This is a genomic window from uncultured Senegalimassilia sp., from assembly GCF_902464545.1.
In the GTDB taxonomy this organism is placed as follows: domain Bacteria; phylum Actinomycetota; class Coriobacteriia; order Coriobacteriales; family Eggerthellaceae; genus Senegalimassilia.
The window spans coordinates 18,618-36,418 of sequence record NZ_CABQJR010000025.1; the positions used below are offsets into that span (position 1 = coordinate 18,618).

Here is a 17,801-nt window from a genome sequence, read left to right on the forward strand (position 1 = left end):
TGCGGTGCGCAGCGCCTTTTGGTTCGCCCGATAAGGGGGATTCTTACAGTAATGAAACGGATTCTGTGGTTTGGCGTTGTGCGGAGTAGCGCCGCAGGTGGGGTATTTTACAATGACGGGTACGCAATAGGGCGCCTGTCGTCTTGACGCTTGGGCGCGGGCGGTCTGCCGTGGGGCTGGCCGCCCGCGTTTGTTTTCGCGATGACGCCGCAAGGTTATGAAACCGCGCTTGGTAGCGCCGGCTATGGAAGAGGTACCGCCTGCTATGAAAAACGTTCTGCACGTGCTCGGCCGCGACTTGCTGCGCCTTTTGAAGGCGCCGGCCGCCCTGGTGGTGGTCGTGGTGCTGGTCGTGCTGCCGTCGACGTACACGTGGTTCAACGTCATCGGCTTTTGGAACCCCTATGACAATACGGGAAACATGCGCGTATGCGTGGTGAATCAGGACGCCGGATCCGAGAACGACTTGATGGGCCAGATGAACCTGGGCAACCAGATCGTGGACACGCTGCATGAGAACAACCAGTTGAAATGGGAGTTCACCGATTACGACGACGCGATGCGCAAGGTGGAATCGGGCGAGGTGTATGCGGCGTTCGTCATCCCCGAGGACTTCACCGCCAACCTGTTCACCATCGTGACGGGCGATTTCCAGCAGCCTAACCTGCAGTATTATGTCAACGAGAAGATGAACCCCGTGTCGCCGAAGGTGACCGATGCAGGCTCCTCCACCCTTGACGAGACCATCAACAGCCAGTTCGTGTCCACGGTCAGTTCGGTGGTGGCGGACACGCTCAACGATAAGGCCGCCGAGGCCGAACAGAATCTGAGCACCGCGCAGAACAGCTCTGCCGCGCAGCTTTCGCGCGCCGTTGATTCCGTTTCCGATGCGCGCGCGACCGTGAGCGGGTTGGCGGCGTCCACCGAGGAGGCTCGCCAGAAGGCGCAGTCGGCGAAGGGCCAGCTAGAGCAGGCTCGTGCCGATGCGCAAACCGTGCAGGATCAGCTGCAACGGGTCAGCGACCTTTCCCTGACGCTGCAAAACAGCCTGGGCACGTTCACGTCGGTGGCCATGCCCGGCATGTCGAACACGAACCTGATGCTGTCCCAGGTGGCTTCGCAGGCGGCCGGGGCTGTCACCGATGCTTCCAACGCCATATCGGGTGCGCAAGGCACCGTTGATGCCGCGGCCGATCGTGCCCAAGGCGTGTTGGACATGAACACCGCCGTCATCGAGCAGCTGCAGATCGTGCACGACAAGATGCCCGACTCCGATCCGAACAAGGAGCAGCTGCGATTCGCCATCGATTTCCTGACCGCCCGCAACGCCGAGCTGCAGCGCGATTTGAACGACCTGAAGACGCTCAGCGGCGACGTGGACGCTACGGCCGCCGGCGTCGCGGCCGCTGCCAATACCGTCAATGCTGCCGCGCAAAATGCAATCACCGCTTCGGGGGCATACCAGCAGCAGCTGTTCGGGAGCGCCTTGCCGCAGGTAAGCAACGGTATCTCCCAGGTTGGCATCGCTGCCGCCAGCTTGAAGGGTGCCATCTCCAATCAGGGTTATCTGATTGACGAGACCTCGGGTGTGATCGACCAGCTGTCGGGGACGCTGCATGTGGCAAGCGACGCCATGGCGCAGACCGATGTGCTGCTGTCCAGCCTTGAGGGGACCATGCGCCAGGCGCGCAACGACGTGGGCCTGCTGGGAACGTCCTCTGCGGTGTCGGAGCTGGTCGACAACGGGCGCATCGACCCGGAGAAGATCGCCGAGTTCATGCAGGCGCCCACGCAGGTGACCACCGAGAAGCTGTATCCGCTCAACGCCTACGGTTCCGCCATGGCCCCGCTGTTCATCAGCCTGAGCCTGTGGATCGGCACGTTGATGCTGTGCGTCATCTTGAAGCTGGAGGTCGATAAGGAAGGCGTGCCTGGCCTGACGGTGATGCAGGGCTATATCGGCCGCTGGCTGTTCTTCGCTTTGCTGGTGACCCTGCAGGCCGTGGTGTGCGTGGCGGGCTGCCTGTTCATCGGCGTGCAAGCTGTATCGGTGCCGGCGTTTTTCGCAACGGCTATCCTGCTGTCGCTTTCCTACCTGTGCATCACGTACACGCTGTCATCATCGTTCCAGCATATCGGCATCGGCTTGTGCATCATCATGGTGTTCGTCCAGATCCCGGGCGGCACGGGTTTGTACCCGGTTGAGATGACCGACGCCTTCTTCCGCACGGTGTACCCCATGTTCCCGTTCACCTACGGCATCAACGCCTTGCGCGAGGCCATCGGCGGCTTCTACGGCACGCAGTGGCTGGGCTATTGCGGGGTGCTGCTGCTCATCGCGCTATCCATGGCGCTGGTGGGCCTGTTCGTGCGACCGCATCTGACCAACCTCAACCGCCTGGTGGCGAAGGAGATCGAGCAAAGCGACCTGCTCAACGTCGAGGAGGCCTTGGTGCCCGAGCGCCGTTACCGTATCGGGCAGCTTATCCGGGCGTTGTCCGACCATGACGAGTTCCACAATGCGGTGCGCCAGCAGGCCGATTCGTTCCTGAGGCATTATCCTCGCTTGAAGCGCGGCGCGCTCATTTTGGGCATCGCCGTGCCGGTGGCGGTCTCGGTGGTGTTCGCCGTGACCACTACCGAGAAGGTGGTCATTCTGACGGCATGGCTTATCTGGCTTGTCGTCCTTATCGGCTTCTTGTTGGGATTGGAGATGGTGCGTGACAACATCCAGCGCCAGGCGTCCATCGACAGCATGAGCGACGATGAGCTGCGCGGGCATCTGGCCGATCGGGGCAAGAAGGTGGTCAAGGAATTGGTGCCTGCCGCCATGTCGACGGCGCGCGTGTCGGTGCCCGTCGATCGTTCCGCCCGCGCGGCGGGCGTGTCCGTTCCGCTGCCGCCTGTGGGCGTGGCTGCCGACGACCTGGCGGACCAGCCCGCTTCGGCGGGCGGTGCCGAGGATGCCGGGCGGGGCGTTGCCCGCAAGCCGAAGGATGCCCCGGGTAAAGGCGCATCGCTGATGGACTTGGCGGCCAAGGGCAAACCGGCGTACTTCGACGGCCCGTTTTTGACCGACGAGGAGGCTCGCGGCGAAAAGGGCGAGGACGATGAGGAGCTGCTCGAGGCGGAGGTTCCCGCCCTTGAGTTGAGCGCCGAGGACCTTGAGGCGCTTGCGCAGCGCAAGGCCGAGCGCGGCAAGCACGGGAAGAAGCAAAAGAAGCATAAGAAGAAGGGCGATTCGAAGAAGGGGGGCGGCCATGCGTAACGTGTTCAAGCTGTTCTCCTACGATATCAAGCACCTGTTCGGCAACGTGATAACCGTGGTCATCGTCTTGGGCCTGGTGTTCTTGCCGTCCATTTTCACGTGGTACAACGTCATCGCGTGCTGGAACGTGTTCGACAACACGGGCAACCTGAAGGTGGCCGTCGCCAATTCCGACGAGGGATATCAAAGCGACTTGCTGCCCACGAAGATCAACGTTGGCGACAGCGTGGAGTCGGCGTTGCGCGCCAACGACCAGCTTGACTGGGTGTTCACCGATGAGGAGGACGCCATCGACGGCGCGCGATCGGGCAAGTACTATGCGGCGGTGGTCATCCCGCAAAGCTTCAGCTCCGACATGATGAGCTTCTACTCCGGCGACGCCGAGCACGCCGAGCTCATCTACTACGAGAACGAGAAGAAGAACGCCGTGGCGCCGCGCGTGACCGACCAGGCGTCCAGCAAGGTTGCCGCCCAGGTGAACACCACGTTCGCCGAGACCATCTCCGATGTGGCCCTGGGGCTGATCGACTCGCTGGGGACGGTGGCCGACGATGCCGATGCGGCGGGGCGGGTGGCCAAGCTTTCGGGCACCATATCCTCGTCCGCCGATCAGATGCGCACCGCTGCCGATGTGCTCGAGTCGTACGCGAACCTGGCGGGGACGGCGCAGGCGCTCGTGGGAAGCTCCACCCAGCTTCTGGGCAACGCGCAAAACGCGGTGAAGGACGCGCAACAGCAGGCCTCGGGGGCGAAAAGCGGCGCCGAAACCATCGGCGATGCGCTGACGACGTCGGTTTCGTCTTTGTCCGACGCCCTGGCACAAAGTTCCGACGGCTTCAACCAGGTGCCCGATGCCATTGACAAGGTATATGCGCAGGTGGATACCGATAAGGCGAACGCCGCGCAAAGCCTTCGCGACCAGGCGGCCGACGTGGATTCCCAGATAGAGCGCTATCAGCAACTCATCGAGGTGCTCGAATCCATCAAGCCGCAGCTCGACGAGCAGTACCGCCCCGCGGTGGATGCCGTGGTTTCGCAGCTGAACACGTCCATATCCTCGCTTGGGAAGCTGCGCGACAGCTTGACCTCGGCAGCGGACAAGATGGCTGCCGGCAACGACCCGGAATCCTCGTCCCGCGCCGATATCCAGGCGAAGCTCGACGAGGCGAAGGCGAACGCCGACAAGCTGAAAAACGACTACGAGAATAATCTGAAGCCGGGCCTTGAGAGCTTGGCGAGCTCGGTGGCGCAGGCAGCTCAGTCGCTTTCGGCGCGCGCTTCGCAGCTTTCCGGCGTGGGCGACGACCTGAACGGCGCGGCGTCCTCGGTGGCGTCCGACCTTGCGGGCGCGCAGAGCTCCATCCGCGCCATGTCCGACGAGCTGCATGGGTCGGCTGACAAGATGTCGGCTTTGTCCCAGCGCGTCAACGAAGCCTTGGCCAGCGGAAACGTGGAGCAGCTGAAGCAGATCATCGGATCGGACCCCGAGGCGCTTGCCAAGGCGGTGTCCGCTCCTGTAGGGGTGGAGCGCATCGCCGTGTTCCCGGTTGAGGACTTCGGCTCTGCCATGGCGCCGCTGTACACCACGCTGGCCTTGTGGGTGGGGTCGCTTCTGATCATGGTGTTGCTCAACCCGGTTCCCTCCGAACGCGCCAAGCGCGAGGCTGGGCTGGTCGAGCCCAAGTCCTGGCAGCTGTTCTTCGGGCGTTACGGTGCGCCGTTCGTTCTGGCATTCATGCAGTCGACGGTGGTATGTCTGGGCAACATGCTGTTCGTGGGGGTCCAGGTTGCCAACCCGCTGCTGTACCTTGTGTGCTTCTGGACGGCGGGCTTCGTGTTCAGCTTCATCATCTATACGCTGGTGTCGCTGTTCGCAAACCTCGGCAAGGCGCTCGCCGTGCTGCTGCTCATCATCTACGTGACCGGCGGCGGGGGCAGCTTCCCCTTGCAGCTGTTGCCCGGCTTCTTCCAGGCCGTCAGCCCGTTTTTGCCGGCGACGCACGTCATCAACGCTATGCGTGCGGCGAGCATGGGCGTGCACCAGAACGATTTCTGGGTGCAAATCGGCATAACGCTCGTCTTCATCGTGCCGTTCGTGATCATGGGCATCCTGCGGCCGGTGCTCTCGCGCTTCACATATTGGTTCGTGGAGCAGGTGGAGAAGTCGAAGGTGGTTGCCTAGCCGGCGGCCGATGCGGGGGTTTGGTTTCTCGGGGGCGTGGTCCGGTTTCGGGCCGCGCCCTTTTCGCGTATGCGCGTGCGTTCGGCCCCGTTCAGCGGTTCGCCTTGCCTTGCGACGGGGTTCCGATTGCGGGTCAGCGGCCCGTCGCGCGCTGCATGGAGTATAATCATGAGCAGGTTCAACACGGTGCGTTACCTGCTTGAACGACGGCAACGTAACGGTTGGGTCCGAAAGCAAGGCGCCAAGGGGCAAGCCTTGCGCATCCGGCGATCGTCCGCCGGTTTCAAGCCTGCGCGGCGGGGTGCCGCCGGGTGCTTTTGAGGGAAGGAGCCCGTTATGATGTTCCGTCATGTCATGGTCCCCTACGATGGGTCCGATCACGCGAAGAACGCTCTGAACTACGCCAAGGACCTGGTTGCCGGCGATGCCGACGCCAAGCTGTCCGTGGTGCATGCGGTGCCGTCCAGCTACATGGGCGTGGACCGCATGGGAACCGATGGCGCGCTTGACGGCGTGCCCTACGGCATGCTGGATTACGAAGAGTATCAGGGCGTGGTCAAGCGCGTGCTCGACGAGGCGCAGAAGCGCGTTGCCGAGGATCTGGGCGATGCTCTGGCCGATCTGGGCGACCGTGCCCAGGTGGAGGCCGTCGCCGGCGCTTCTCCGGCAGATGCGCTGTCGCGCTACGCTGAGGAGCATGATTGCGATCTCATCGTCATGGGCCGTCGCGGCCTGGGCGCCATCCGCGGCATGCTGGGCAGCGTCAGCTTCGGCGTGCTGCGCGCCACCGATGTGCCGGTGCTTACGGTGAAGTAGCCTTCGCCTGTTGTTTTGGCCGATAAGCCGTCTGCAACGCTTGCCGTTGCGGGCGGCTTTTTCGCGTTTCGGGGCGTATGACAGGGCTCGAAACGCCTGCCTTCGAATCGGGCGCGTCCGACATTATGGCGATAAAGCATTGCTGAACCGCGTCGGGTGCCGGGGTGTTGCGGAGACAGGGCGTCGCGTTTCGGGGCATTGCGGAGACGGGGCGTTGTGCGGCCGCGCGCCTGCCTTGCCGTAAGCGGGCGCTGCCGTTGCCGCTAAGCCGCTTGCGCCCCCAGCGCCCAGCGCACCAGCATCTTGCCGGCGACGACGCCCAGCACGCAGGCCGCCAAGCTGCCGAGCGCATAGGCGCCGCCTATGGCGTATTCGCCGCGCTCGAGCAACCCGAGCGTTTCAAATGAGAAGGTGCTGAACGTGGTGAAGCCGCCGCACAGGCCGGTTTTCAGGAACAGCACGGCGTTTGCGGGCAGCATGCCGGGGCGGACGCTGGCCGCTTCCACCACGGCGCCGATGACCACGGCTCCCGTGAAGTTGATGATGAAGGTGATGAGCGGGAATTGCCCCTGATAGGGGAGTAGTCCAAGCAGATAGCGTGCGATGGCTCCGCAAAAACCGCCTGCTCCAACGCATAATGCCGCGATCATGGCACATCCTTTCCAATGCGTGTTCTTCGGGTTCGTATTGTAGTGCAACCCGTTGCCGCGTGCGTTGGTTGCTAGACTGGACGGGAACGAAAGGAGCTGACCATGGCGGATGAGATGATGGATAAGGACCCGGCTTCGACGCAGATGGAATCGGCGGAGGCGAGCATCGCCCTGGCAGATGTGCGTGCGGCGCATGATATGGCGGCGTTCGTGCAGGAGTGCCCGAGCATGTTCCATACGGCGGCGGCCGTGCGGCGGCGTTTGGATGAGGCCGGCTTCGCCTACCTGCCCGAAAGCAAGCCGTGGGAGGTTCGGCGCGGTGGGCGCTACTACACCGTGCGCAACAACTCGAGCATCATCGCGTTCAAGGTCGGTGCGAAGCTTGACGCGTATCGCTTTCAGCTTACGGCGTCGCATTCCGATTCCCCGACGTACAAGGTAAAGGCGGCTCCCGAGCTTTCCGGTTCGGCGGGCTATTTGCGTCTGAACGTGGAAGCATACGGCGGCGTGATGGATCACACCTGGTTCGACAGGCCCTTGTCCGTTGCCGGCCGCGTGCTGGTGCGTTTGGGTAACCGCGTGGAAAGCCGCCTGATTGCGCCCGATGCCGATCTGCTTATCATCCCTCGCGTGCCCATCCACCTTGATCGCGAGGCGAATTCCCGTTTCTCCCCGAACCGCGCCGTCGATCTGTGCCCGGTCATGTCGGCAGGGGCGCTTCAGCCTGGGTCCTTCGACAAGCTCATCGCCCAAGAGGCGGGCGTCGCGCCCGAGCAGGTGCTGGCGCGCGACCTGTTCCTGGTGAATCGCCAACAGCCTTCCGTGTGGGGTTGGGGCAACGAGTTCATAAGCGCTCCGCGTTTGGATGACCTGGGGTGCGCCTACATCTCGCTTGCCGCGTTCCTTGTTGCGGACAACGACGATGCCGTCTCGGTGTTCTGCTGCTTCGATAACGAGGAAGTGGGCTCGAACACCAAGCAGGGCGCCATGTCGACGCTTTTGCGCGATTGCCTTGAGCGTGTGAACGCCGGGCTCGGGTTCACGTCCGAGCAGCTGCGGTGCGCGCTGGCGAAGAGCATGCTGGTAAGCTGCGACAACGCCCATGCCGTCCACCCGAACCACCCTGAGTTCTACGACGAGGGCAACCGCGTCATGCTCAATCGCGGTCTTGCGGTGAAGGAGGCGGCGAACCAGAAGTACTGCACCGATGCCTTTAGTCGTGCGGTGTTCTGCGCGATATGCCAGAATGCGGGCGTGCCCTTGCAGCGCTTTGCGAACAGAAGCGACATGCCGGGCGGGTCGACGCTGGGGAACCTGTCGAATATGCAGGTGAGCGTGCATGCCGTCGATGTGGGCCTGCCTCAGCTGGCCATGCATTCCAGTTATGAGACGGCCGGCGTCGCCGACGTCGCCTTGGGAACGGCTGCGCTGGAGGCGTTCTACAACGCGGACATGCACATCGAGGACGCCGATTTCGCGGCGCTGCGACCATAGGGGTGTTGGATACGCGGCCGGATCGGCGGGTTGCAAGAATGCCGATTGTAAGGTGACGATTGCGTTAATGGACATAATGCTGCAATATGGGGTGTTGCGCGTAGGCAAGACGAGCTCGCGTGCAATGATGCGATTCGCAAAACGATAGGAGTATTTTGCAGCAGCAATCTGTCGGCGCCGATGCGCCTTGTGTTCATATCATCACCGATTCGGCCTCTGACCTGGTACAAGGTGAACTCGATGGTGTAAGCGCCGTCGTGCCGCTTTCCATCGCGTTCGGCGATAAGGAGTATTTGGATGGCGTGGACCTGTCACATGACCGGTTTTACGAGAAGCTGGTGGAGTCCGATGAGCTTCCGCGCACCAGCCAGGTGTCGCCGTTCACGTTCTCGCAGACGATTGAGGGCGTGCTCGGCGCGCCCGACGCCGGCGGCTCGGACGAGGCGGTGGTCATCACGTTGTCGGCGAAGCTGTCGGGCACGCACGAGAGCGCGCTCGCCGCGGCGCAGGCGTGGGGAGGTCGCGTGCACGTGGTGGACTCCACGAATGTGACCATCGGGCAGAAGGCGCTCGTGGCGTTTGCGGTGCGCTTGGCGAAGCAGGGCATGTCGGCGGCTCAGATCGTCTCCGAGCTCGACGATGCGAAGGGCCGCATCCGCTTGGTCGCGCTGCTTGATACGTTGGAGTACCTGCAAAAGGGTGGACGCATCTCCAAAACGGCGGCATTCGCCGGCGGCGTGCTGTCCATCAAGCCCGTGGTCGCCATCCAAGACGGCGCCGTCGCCGTGCTTGGCAAGGCGCGCGGTTCGAAGAAGGGCAACAACCTGCTCATCCAGCAGGTGAAGGAGGCCGGCGGCATCGACTTCGACATGCCGTTCTTCCTGGGCTATACCGGCTTGGGCGATGATCTGGTGCGCAAGTACATCGAGGATAGCCGCGAGTTGTGGGAAGGCCACGTGGAAAGCGTCGGCTATTCCACCGTGGGCGGCACCATCGGCACGCATGTGGGGCCGGGCGCCGTGGCGTTGGCGTTTTTCGCCAAGCAGTAGCGCACCGCCGTCAGGCATTTTGCCCCGGCATCGTAACCGAGCGGTTACGATGCCGGGGCTTTTTTATCCGCGGCCGGGAGCGGAATGCGATCGGCGATAGCCGAAACCTTTTTTGCGGCCGTTTTGGTAGCATATACTTCCATACGCGTATGACCTGCAGTTTTAGTGGTATTACCCGCGATATTCCGTATGTTGTCGAGGGGGTTGCAATGAGTCCGAGCATCGAGCAGCTTGATCGTTTCGTAAGATCGGCGCGTGCGGGTTCCTACAGCGCCGCTGCGCAGGAGCTGTACGTTTCCCCGCAAACCGTTTCGAAATCCGTCCATGACATGGAGCACAAGCTCAACATCGTGCTGTTCGAGCCGACAGGGCGCCGTCTGCGCCCCACCGCCCGCGGCGCGCAGGTGCTCCATCGCGCCTCCGAGGTCCTCGAGGGAGTAGACGATATCCGGCGCATCTGCGGCGACGGCGGCCTGTCGGGCGCGGCGGGGACTTCTCGGTTGCGTGTTGCGGTGGCCAGCTCCCCTTTGCGTGGCAGTGTGATGGCCGAGCGCGATTTCCGCGGTTTCCGGCGCCGCTGCCCGCATATCGCGCTCGACGTGTCCTTCCTTTCCAGCGGTTCGTGCTTGTCGGAGCTGGAATCCGGTGCGGTGGACGCGGCGGTGGTGGCGGGACGCCCGGGGGCCGAGGGGCTTGTGTCGGAGCGCGTGGGTGCGGTCGAGCTGCGCCTGTTGGTGTCGCGCGGGCATGCGCTTGCCTCACGCAAGTCACTTGCCCTTGCCGACTTGGAAGGCACCCTGCTTGCCGAGCCGTATGATTCCAGCTTTCTTAAGGCGACAGCGCTTGAGCTTCTTTCCCGGCACGGGGTGCGTCCGCGCATGGCGTCGCTGGAGATGTCGGCGGCGCGGCATCATGGTTTTCTCCACGAAGATGGAGGGGTGGTGCTCGTGGTGTGCGATGGCCGCTATCCCGAGCAGTTCCCGGATGTGGAGGCGGTGCCGTTCGTGGAAGGGGAGGGCATGGAGCTGCCCGCGCACCTTGCATGGCGACAGGAAGCGGACGCTGCGCGGATGGGCGCTTTGGCGGAATGCTTGCGCGATTCGAGGTAACGGCCCGGGGCGGGCGCGCCGATCAGGTGCGCTCGCCCCGGGTTTTCGCGTCTTGGAGGCGTATGGCCGCGGGGCGGACGGGCGCCGGCAAGGCGGTTACCTTGGTTGCGGCGTCCCCCTTCCTCATTGGCTATTGTGTCGGCAAACGGTCGAAATGGCCTCTTCCCCGGGTAAATAGGGCGGTTTAACGAGCAAATTACACTATCTGGGTGATGGAATACCCCCGTTGTTTTCGATATGGTTACCGTTAGAAAGCAAGGGATAAACGCTTAAGGAAAAAGGGAGGGCCTGTGAATACGAAGACGAAGCGTCGCATGATGGCGGTAACCGGCATCATCGTCATCGTGCTGGTCGTGATCTTGGCCGTTGTCGGCGGCTCCGGTGCTGCGAAGTCCGCCACCGTTGCCGACGCCGTTGCGGGTAAATATGCAGACCAGAAGATCCAAGTGACGGGCAACGTGGTGGAGAACTCCTACGCCACCAGCGACAACGTGCTCACGTTCGCCATCTACGACAAGGACGGAAACCCCGGCGATCAGCTTGAGGTGCGCTACGAAGGGGGCGTGTCGGCCACGTTCGGCAACGACGTGACCGCCATCTGCACGGGCAAGATCGCCGATGACGGCGTGCTGCATGCCACCGAACTGGTGACGAAGTGCCCCTCGAAGTACGAGAACGCCTTGAGCGCGTTGAGCGTCTCACGTCTGCTCGAGTACGGCGACCAGGTCGTCGACAAGCCGGTGAAGGTGTCCGGCACCGTGCAAGCGGGCTCCCTGAAGGCCGCCGGCGCGGGCGATCGCTTCGTGCTGGCAGATCCCGATTCCGGCAAGACGCTGCCCGTCGCGTTCGACGGCGCGCTGTCCGACGAGGTCGCGGAAGGCAGCTCGCTCGTGGTCACCGGCAGCCTGTCCGCCGAGGGCAAGTTCACGGCCACCGATGTGGCGCTCGAAGGCTAGGGAGAGGTTTCACGTATGTCGACTATCGGCCTTATGGGCCTGCTGGTGGCGTTCGCCGGCGTGGCCGTATCGGTGCTGTGCCTGCTTGCGGGCGCGATCTTGGGGCGCAAAGGGGAAAGCTCGCTTGGCGAGACCCTGACATGGGGCGGGCATATCGCCTCCATCCTGACCACGGTGGCGCTCACCGTATGCTGCGGCATCCTGGTGTACTGCTTCTTCGCGGGCGATTATTCCATCGAGTACGTGCTCAAGCAGCACAGCAACGCCGAAGGCACGCTCGGCTGGCTGTTCAAGCTGTCCGGCCTGTGGGCCGGTCGTGAGGGCTCGCTGCTGTTCTGGGCATGGCTTATCAGCGTGTTCAACTCCGTGGTGGCCATTCGCGATCTCAAAAGCCCGCGCAAGCTGGATTCCATGGCGCTTATGGTGTCGCAGCTGGTGCTGGCGGCGTTTGTGGGCGTGCTGCTGTTCAGCGAGAGCAACATGCCGTTCACGGTCACGCCTCAGAAGTACTACAACGCCGACGGCTCGCTGACCAACGCGGCAAGCATGCTGGGCATGAACTCGCTTCTGGAGCATTGGGCCATGGCCATCCATCCGCCCACCTTGTTCGTGGGCTATGCGGGCCTGACCATCCCGTTCGCCTACGCCATCGCCGCGCTCATCGTGAACGATCCGTCCAGGGAATGGGTGGTGCGCAGCCAGCGTTACGCCCTGTTCTCCTGGCTGTTCCTGGGAATCGGCATCGGCCTTGGCGCCGTGTGGGCCTACGTGGTGCTCGGCTGGGGCGGCTATTGGGGCTGGGACGCCGTGGAAAACGCCAGCCTGCTGTCGTGGCTGGTGGGCGTGGCGCTCATCCATAGCTTCACCGTGTACCGCCAGCGCGGCGCGTTCAAGCGCTGGAGCGTCATGTGCGCTTGCATCACGTTCGCGTTCGTCATCGTGGGCACGTTCATCTCCCGTTCGGGCCTGGTGCAGTCCGTGCACGCCTTCGAGGGCGATCCGGTGTCGCTTGTGCTGTTCGGCGCGTTGATCGTCGTGGCGCTGTTGGCCGGCGTTGTGGGCCTGGTCGTTCGCTGGAAGAGCTTCGGCCCTGCCGCCGACGGCTCCGACGAGGTGGAGAACCTGCTGTCCAAGGAAGGCGCCTATTATTTCAACAACGTCATCATGGTGGTGTTCGCCACGTTGCTGGCGTACCTGACCGTGTCCTCGGCGCTGCCTGAGTTCCTGCCGTTCGGCGGTCAGACCGTGTCCTCGGGCACGTTCAACGCCATCGCCCGTCCGCTGGGCGTGGCGTACCTGGCCATCCTTGCGGTGTGCCCGCTGCTGGCCTGGGGCAAGACGCTGCGCTCGAAGTTCCTGAAGCAGGCGCGCATCCCCGCCGTCTGCGCGCTGGTCCTGTTCGCGGTGCTTGCGGTGTACTGGGCCACGTATCTGGTGCCGAGCTACAATGCCATCATCGCGGCGGGCGGCACCGCCGCCGAGGAGCTGGCAAGCGATGGCCCTGCTTGGTACTACAACGGCCTGGCGCTCGTGGGCTTCTTCGTGGCGAGCATGCTGCTGTTCAACTCGCTGTTCATGTTGGGCCGCATCGTGCGCTCGTACAAGGAGTCGCATAGCTGCGGCGCCGTGGCGGCCTTCGGCGGCTGCCTGCGCAATCGCCCTGCAAGCTTCGGCGGCTTCCTGTCGCACGCGGCCATGGCCGTCATCCTGGTCGGCTTGATCGGCTCGTCGATGTATGTGACGGAGAAGGTCGCCTACATCGGATATGACGAGGCCACCGACACCGCTTCCGAGACCTTCCAGATCAAGGACTACACGCTTGAGTACGTATCGAATTCCGTGACCGAGGTGAACAGCGGCGATGTCATCATGTATACCGTGAACTACGACGCCTACAAGGACGGCGCCTTCATCGGCCAGGTCAGCCCCAGCGTGCAGCTGGCGCAGAAGACCCAGCAGCAGAAGCTGGTCGCCAGCGTCATTTCGCTGCCCACCGAGGATCTGTTCGTGGTGTACCGCGGCGTGAACAACGACGGCGCGTTCTCCATGGATGTACGGGTCAATCCGCTCATCTCGCTGGTGTGGGCGGGCTTCGGGCTGCTTATGGTCGGCGTGTGCGTGGCCACGGCGGGTCGCAGGCGCGCCAGCCGCAAGCTCACCGACGCGCAGCGCGCAGCCGCCGATGAAGCATCGGGCGAATCGGCGGCGGGTGCGGCATAGGCGCCCGAAGCCAGCGCAGCCGCTCGCGCGGCGATCGTCATTTGCGTTAGACTGACGTGCGAATGCTCGCACGCATCCAAGATGCAGGGGAAGGAGGGCCGATGGAGGAAACGGCTGCCATCAGGACAAGGAAGCTGTCGAAGGTGTTCGGCACGCGCAAGGCGGTGGACAAGGTGTCCATCGAGGTTCCGCAGGGGGCGTTCCTTTCCATATTCGGCCCCAACGGCGCCGGCAAGACCACGCTGCTGCGCATGCTGTCCACGTTGACGCGCCCGACCGACGGCTCGGCAAGCCTTATGGGCATCGACCTGCGGGAAGACCCTGAAGCGGCCCGCGGGCGCATCGGGCTTATCTCACATAACGCCATGCTCTATCCCGACCTCGCCGCAGAGCAGAACCTGCTTTTGTATGCGAAGCTCTATGGTCTGGCCGATCCGCAGGCGCGCGTGATGGAGTTGCTCGAGGCCGTCGAGCTGAAGCACCGCCGCCTTGACGTGGTGCGCACGTTTTCGCGCGGCATGACGCAGCGCCTATCCATCGCCCGTGCCCTTATCCATGACCCCGACGTGGTGTTTTTGGACGAGCCGTATTCCGGCCTTGATCCGCACGCCGTGGACATTTTCGATCAGCTGATCGAGAAGCAGCGCGAGGGTCGCACGTTCGTCATGGTGAGCCATGACCTGCGCAAGGGCTTCGACATGTGCACGCATGCGCTGGTGCTGGCGCGCGGGCGCGTGGTGACGTTCGGGGCGAAGGATCGGCTTGATTTCGACGAGTTCTCCGAGCTGTATCGCTCCACGGTGGGAATGGGGGTGTCGTAAATGGTGCGCAAGCAAAGCGCGAGCGCCGATCGGGCGCGCGCCGGTCGGGTGGCCCTGAGCATGCCCAGCACGTTCGCCCAGTATAAAACCCTGCTGGCGAAAGACCTGCAGCAGGAGTTCCGCACCAAGGAGATGCTCACGTCCATGGGCATCTACGCGCTGCTCGTGCTTATCGTGTACGGCGCGGCGCTCGGGCAGACGGCGCAGGCGACCGATGTGCTGCAGCTTTCCGGCGGGCTTCTGTGGGCGCTCATCGTGTTCACGTCGCTGTTGGGTTTGAACCGCTCGTTCAACCACGAGAAGGAGCAGGGTTGCATGGAGGGTATTCTGCTCGTGCCCATGGATCGTAGCGTGATCTTTCTGGCGAAGGCAACCTCGAACCTGCTGTTCTTGCTGGTGGTCGAGGTGATCGCCGTGCCGTTGTTCTGGTTCTTCTTCCTGACCACCGCCCAGCCCGGTCCCGATTTCATGCTCATGGCGGTGCCGCTTGCGGTGGGCACCATAGGCGTGGCGGGCATCGGCACGCTGCTGTCCACCATCACCGTGAACACGCGCGGCAAGGACGTCATGCTCGCCGTGCTGTTCGTGCCGCTGATCTTCCCGCTGCTTTACGCATGCGCGTCGGCAACCACCGCCGTGGTGGTGGGCGCCGAGGGGTATCTCGACGTGTTCACGCAGTCGATGGCGCTTGCCGGCGGCTACGACGTCATCATGCTGCTGGTCAGCTGGGTTCTGTACGATTTCGTTATCTCCGCATAGCTTTCAACCTGCGATCTTCATAAGGAAAGGAAACCAATGACGAACAAACCGGTGAAGCTGCCCGAGGCGGGGCAGTGGCCCGACAAGGTGGCGCCGTGGGCGCTGCTGGCGGGCATCGTGCTCTCCACGCTGGGCTTTCTCATGGCGTTTCTGTACGCCGGGCCCGTCAACGGCGCCGCCGTCGACGGCGTGGAGCTGATCGGCGGGCAGATGGTGGCCAACAAGCTGCTGCTGTCCCAGAAGATCTTCTACTTCCATATGCCGGTGGCCCTGGTGTCGTTCTGCGCGCTGGCGTTCGCATGCTATTACTCCGTGCGCTTCCTGGCCACCAAAAACCAACGCTTCGACACGTGCGCGAAGGTGTGCATGGAGATCTCGCTCGTGTTCGTCATCTGCACCATGATCACGGGCGATCTGTGGGAGCGTTTCGAATGGGGCGTGTGGTGGACGTGGGAGCCGCGCCTGACCACCTACCTCATCCTTATGCTCATCGTTATCGCGTACTTCGTGCTGCGCAACGCCATCGACGAGCCTGAGCGCCGCGGCGTGTACGCCGCTGTCATCGCTGTCATCGCCATGGTGGACGTGCCCATCTGCTTCATGATCACGCGCCTCATCCCCTCGGGCGTGCACCCCGTGGTGCTGCGCGAGGGCGGCATGTCCGGCGATATGGGCATGACCGTGGCCGTGTGCTTGGCGGGCCTTATGCTCGTCGGATTTGCGCTGTACCGTTTCCGCTTCCGCCAGGTTCGCCTGCAGGAACGCCTGCAAGCCCTCAAAGACGAGGTGGAGGTTTTGGAGGAGCAGCGCTAGGCGAAAGCCGGGCGAGCCCCGTTACCCGTTAGCAAACGTTCGCGCCTCAAGGGCGCTTGATCGAAGGAGCATCCCATGAATCCCGTTCTTGCCGACATCTACAGCACCGTCATCCCGTCCATGCCGTTCATCATCGCGGCCTACGCGCTTATGTGGGCCGTGCTGCTCATCTATGTGTTCGTTTCCATCAGCGGCTTGAAGAAGACCGAGAAGCAGATCGCCGTGCTTGAAGAGGCTGTGGCGGAACTGAAGGCCGAATAGCCTGCGTGCTACAATTGCCGAAGCGAATCGACGAAGCGCCGCGTCTCGCGGCGCTTCGCGTCTATTCCCCCGAAGAAAGGTAAACCTTATATGAAGGCTATCATCCCCGCCGCCGGCCTCGGCTCGCGCTTCCTGCCGGCCACGAAGGCCCAGCCCAAGGAAATGCTTCTCGTCGTGGATCGTCCCGTCATCCAGTACATCGTGGAAGAGGGCCTGGCATCGGCCGCCGACGAGGTGGTCATCGTGAACAGCCGCGAGAAGAAGTCCATCGAGGAGCACTTCTCGCCGAACCCCGAGCTGGTGTCCATGCTGCGTGAGCGCGGCAAGGACAAGTACGCCGATGCCGTGGAGCATGCCGGTAACCTCAACGTCAGCTACGTGTACCAGGACGAGCCGCTGGGCCTGGGCCACGCCGTGCACTGCGCCGCCGAGAAGACGGGCGACGAGCCGTTCTACGTGCTGCTGGGCGATGTCCTGGTCCCCGACAACAACATGCTGCCCGCCATGCAGAAGGTCTCCGACGAGCACAACGGCGCCTCGGTCATCGCCGTCATGCCCGTGCCCGATGACCAGGTCAACCGCTTCGGCGTCATCGCCGGCTCTGCCATCTCCGACGACGTGTGGAAGATCGACAGCCTGGTGGAGAAGCCCGCGCTCGAGGATGCGCCCTCCAATCTGGCCGTGTTCGGCCGCTACCTGCTGTCCGCGCGCGTGATGGAGCTTCTGGCCGAGGCCAAGCCCACCGTCGGCGGCGAGATCCAACTGACCGACGCGCTGGACGCGGTGCTCAAGGAGGAGGAGATGTACGCGCTCGTCATCGATCCGCAGGACGGTTTCGACACCGGCACCGTGGAGAGCTGGCTGGAGACGAACAACATCCTGTTCGAGCGCAAATACGGCAAGAAGGCCTAAGGTCTTCGGCGAAAACCTGCGACGGCTGGGCCGCTCGGTAATGCACCGGGCGGCTTTTTCGTTGTCAGGGGGGCGGTTCGGCTAATGGGAAAGGGGCGGTTGTGGAAGGCGATAGCCGCCATTCGGCTTGGGAGAGCCGGCGGTGGTCGTGGATGATCGCTCGGCGAAAGGAGCGAGCTTATCGCGTGAACACACCTCCGTCCCCTGTTCGGAAAAAGGAGCGGCCCTGGCAGGAAGGGGAACCTGCCAGGGCCATAAGGAGGGGATATACGGTGCCGGTTCGTGGGCACCGATTAACTGCTTTTAAGGAGAAAGCAGTGCGACGGAGGAAGGAGGGGAACCTTTCCGTTCGCTGATACGCAGTATAGCCATCGACATTGAAGGCGTTATGGCAGCGGCTTGCGCATTTTGTGAAACAACCGACGGACTCGTTACAAGTTGGTGAACAACAGGGCGTGATGGTCTTATCCGATGGTAGGAGGCGGGGCTCG

The 17,801-nt window shown here is 63.2% G+C and carries 14 protein-coding genes; 13 read left to right on the forward strand and 1 reads right to left on the reverse strand.

Going from position 1 to position 17,801, the window contains the following annotated elements; translation table 11 throughout:
* The first annotated feature begins 265 nt into the window (after positions 1-265).
* The 3 genes from RDW26_RS07505 (at position 266) to RDW26_RS07515 (ending at position 6,266) form a co-directional block, all read left to right on the forward strand.
* The gene (locus RDW26_RS07505) at positions 266-3,268 is read left to right on the forward strand and encodes a YhgE/Pip domain-containing protein (RefSeq protein WP_307983113.1); all 3,003 of its coding nucleotides are present in this window, start codon (positions 266-268) and stop codon (positions 3,266-3,268) included.
* The gene (locus RDW26_RS07510) at positions 3,261-5,450 is read left to right on the forward strand and encodes a YhgE/Pip domain-containing protein (RefSeq protein WP_307983114.1); all 2,190 of its coding nucleotides are present in this window, start codon (positions 3,261-3,263) and stop codon (positions 5,448-5,450) included. The genes RDW26_RS07505 and RDW26_RS07510 overlap by 8 nt, the downstream gene beginning before the upstream one ends.
* Before the next feature lie 336 nt (positions 5,451-5,786).
* On the forward strand, positions 5,787-6,266 hold the full coding sequence (locus RDW26_RS07515; RefSeq protein WP_118350270.1) for a universal stress protein: 480 nt from the start codon (positions 5,787-5,789) through the stop codon (positions 6,264-6,266).
* A 263-nt stretch (positions 6,267-6,529) separates the two neighbouring features.
* Here the strand turns inward: RDW26_RS07515 and crcB are convergent, their stop codons facing one another.
* The gene (gene crcB / locus RDW26_RS07520) at positions 6,530-6,916 is read right to left on the reverse strand and encodes a fluoride efflux transporter CrcB (RefSeq protein ID WP_307983115.1); all 387 of its coding nucleotides are present in this window, start codon (positions 6,914-6,916) and stop codon (positions 6,530-6,532) included.
* Between the two features lie 144 nt (positions 6,917-7,060).
* Between crcB and RDW26_RS07525 the strand changes: the two genes are divergently transcribed.
* From RDW26_RS07525 to RDW26_RS07570, 10 genes are all read left to right on the forward strand, one after another.
* Positions 7,061-8,410, forward strand: a complete 1,350-nt coding sequence (locus RDW26_RS07525) for a M18 family aminopeptidase (protein ID WP_374110314.1) — start codon at positions 7,061-7,063, stop codon at positions 8,408-8,410.
* A 155-nt stretch (positions 8,411-8,565) separates the two neighbouring features.
* Positions 8,566-9,459: a DegV family protein gene (locus RDW26_RS07530; protein WP_303861584.1), complete on the forward strand. Its 894-nt coding sequence runs from the start codon at positions 8,566-8,568 to the stop codon at positions 9,457-9,459.
* A gap of 209 nt (positions 9,460-9,668) precedes the next feature.
* Positions 9,669-10,568, forward strand: coding sequence for a LysR family transcriptional regulator (locus RDW26_RS07535; protein ID WP_307983117.1), 900 nt, complete (start codon positions 9,669-9,671; stop codon positions 10,566-10,568).
* Positions 10,569-10,858: 290 nt separating this feature from the next.
* Entirely contained in the window at positions 10,859-11,524 is a 666-nt protein-coding gene (locus tag RDW26_RS07540; protein ID WP_307983118.1) for a cytochrome c maturation protein CcmE, read from the forward strand.
* 15 nt (positions 11,525-11,539) lie between these two features.
* On the forward strand, positions 11,540-13,744 hold the full coding sequence (locus RDW26_RS07545; RefSeq protein WP_307983119.1) for a cytochrome c biogenesis protein CcsA: 2,205 nt from the start codon (positions 11,540-11,542) through the stop codon (positions 13,742-13,744).
* A 101-nt stretch (positions 13,745-13,845) separates the two neighbouring features.
* Positions 13,846-14,565 (forward strand): ABC transporter ATP-binding protein, encoded by a 720-nt coding sequence (locus RDW26_RS07550; protein WP_307983120.1) that lies wholly within the window; start codon positions 13,846-13,848, stop codon positions 14,563-14,565.
* A complete protein-coding gene (locus tag RDW26_RS07555) occupies positions 14,566-15,324 on the forward strand; it encodes a heme exporter protein CcmB (RefSeq protein ID WP_307983121.1) in 759 nt (252 codons plus the stop codon). It begins immediately after the preceding gene.
* Between the two features lie 36 nt (positions 15,325-15,360).
* Entirely contained in the window at positions 15,361-16,137 is a 777-nt protein-coding gene (gene ccsA / locus RDW26_RS07560) for a cytochrome c biogenesis protein CcsA (protein WP_307983122.1), read from the forward strand.
* Positions 16,138-16,212: 75 nt separating this feature from the next.
* Entirely contained in the window at positions 16,213-16,398 is a 186-nt protein-coding gene (locus RDW26_RS07565; RefSeq protein ID WP_042435003.1) for a hypothetical protein, read from the forward strand.
* A gap of 90 nt (positions 16,399-16,488) precedes the next feature.
* Entirely contained in the window at positions 16,489-17,310 is an 822-nt protein-coding gene (locus tag RDW26_RS07570) for a UTP--glucose-1-phosphate uridylyltransferase (protein WP_294396714.1), read from the forward strand.
* The last annotated feature ends 491 nt before the right edge of the window (positions 17,311-17,801 follow it).

Excerpts from the sequence above, each read along its gene's own strand:
- ccsA (WP_307983122.1), top strand. The coding sequence starts at position 15,361 with ATGACGAACAAACCGGTGAAGCTGCCCGAGGCGGGGCAGTGGCCCGAC.
- RDW26_RS07545 (WP_307983119.1), top strand. The coding sequence starts at position 11,540 with ATGTCGACTATCGGCCTTATGGGCCTGCTGGTGGCGTTCGCCGGCGTG.
- RDW26_RS07555 (WP_307983121.1), top strand. The coding sequence starts at position 14,566 with ATGGTGCGCAAGCAAAGCGCGAGCGCCGATCGGGCGCGCGCCGGTCGG.
- RDW26_RS07565 (WP_042435003.1), top strand. The coding sequence starts at position 16,213 with ATGAATCCCGTTCTTGCCGACATCTACAGCACCGTCATCCCGTCCATG.
- RDW26_RS07505 (WP_307983113.1), top strand. The coding sequence starts at position 266 with ATGAAAAACGTTCTGCACGTGCTCGGCCGCGACTTGCTGCGCCTTTTG.
- RDW26_RS07515 (WP_118350270.1), top strand. The coding sequence starts at position 5,787 with ATGATGTTCCGTCATGTCATGGTCCCCTACGATGGGTCCGATCACGCG.
- RDW26_RS07570 (WP_294396714.1), top strand. The coding sequence starts at position 16,489 with ATGAAGGCTATCATCCCCGCCGCCGGCCTCGGCTCGCGCTTCCTGCCG.
- RDW26_RS07525 (WP_374110314.1), top strand. The coding sequence starts at position 7,061 with ATGGAATCGGCGGAGGCGAGCATCGCCCTGGCAGATGTGCGTGCGGCG.
- RDW26_RS07535 (WP_307983117.1), top strand. The coding sequence starts at position 9,669 with ATGAGTCCGAGCATCGAGCAGCTTGATCGTTTCGTAAGATCGGCGCGT.
- RDW26_RS07550 (WP_307983120.1), top strand. The coding sequence starts at position 13,846 with ATGGAGGAAACGGCTGCCATCAGGACAAGGAAGCTGTCGAAGGTGTTC.
- RDW26_RS07510 (WP_307983114.1), top strand. The coding sequence starts at position 3,261 with ATGCGTAACGTGTTCAAGCTGTTCTCCTACGATATCAAGCACCTGTTC.
- crcB (WP_307983115.1), bottom strand. The coding sequence starts at position 6,916 with ATGATCGCGGCATTATGCGTTGGAGCAGGCGGTTTTTGCGGAGCCATC.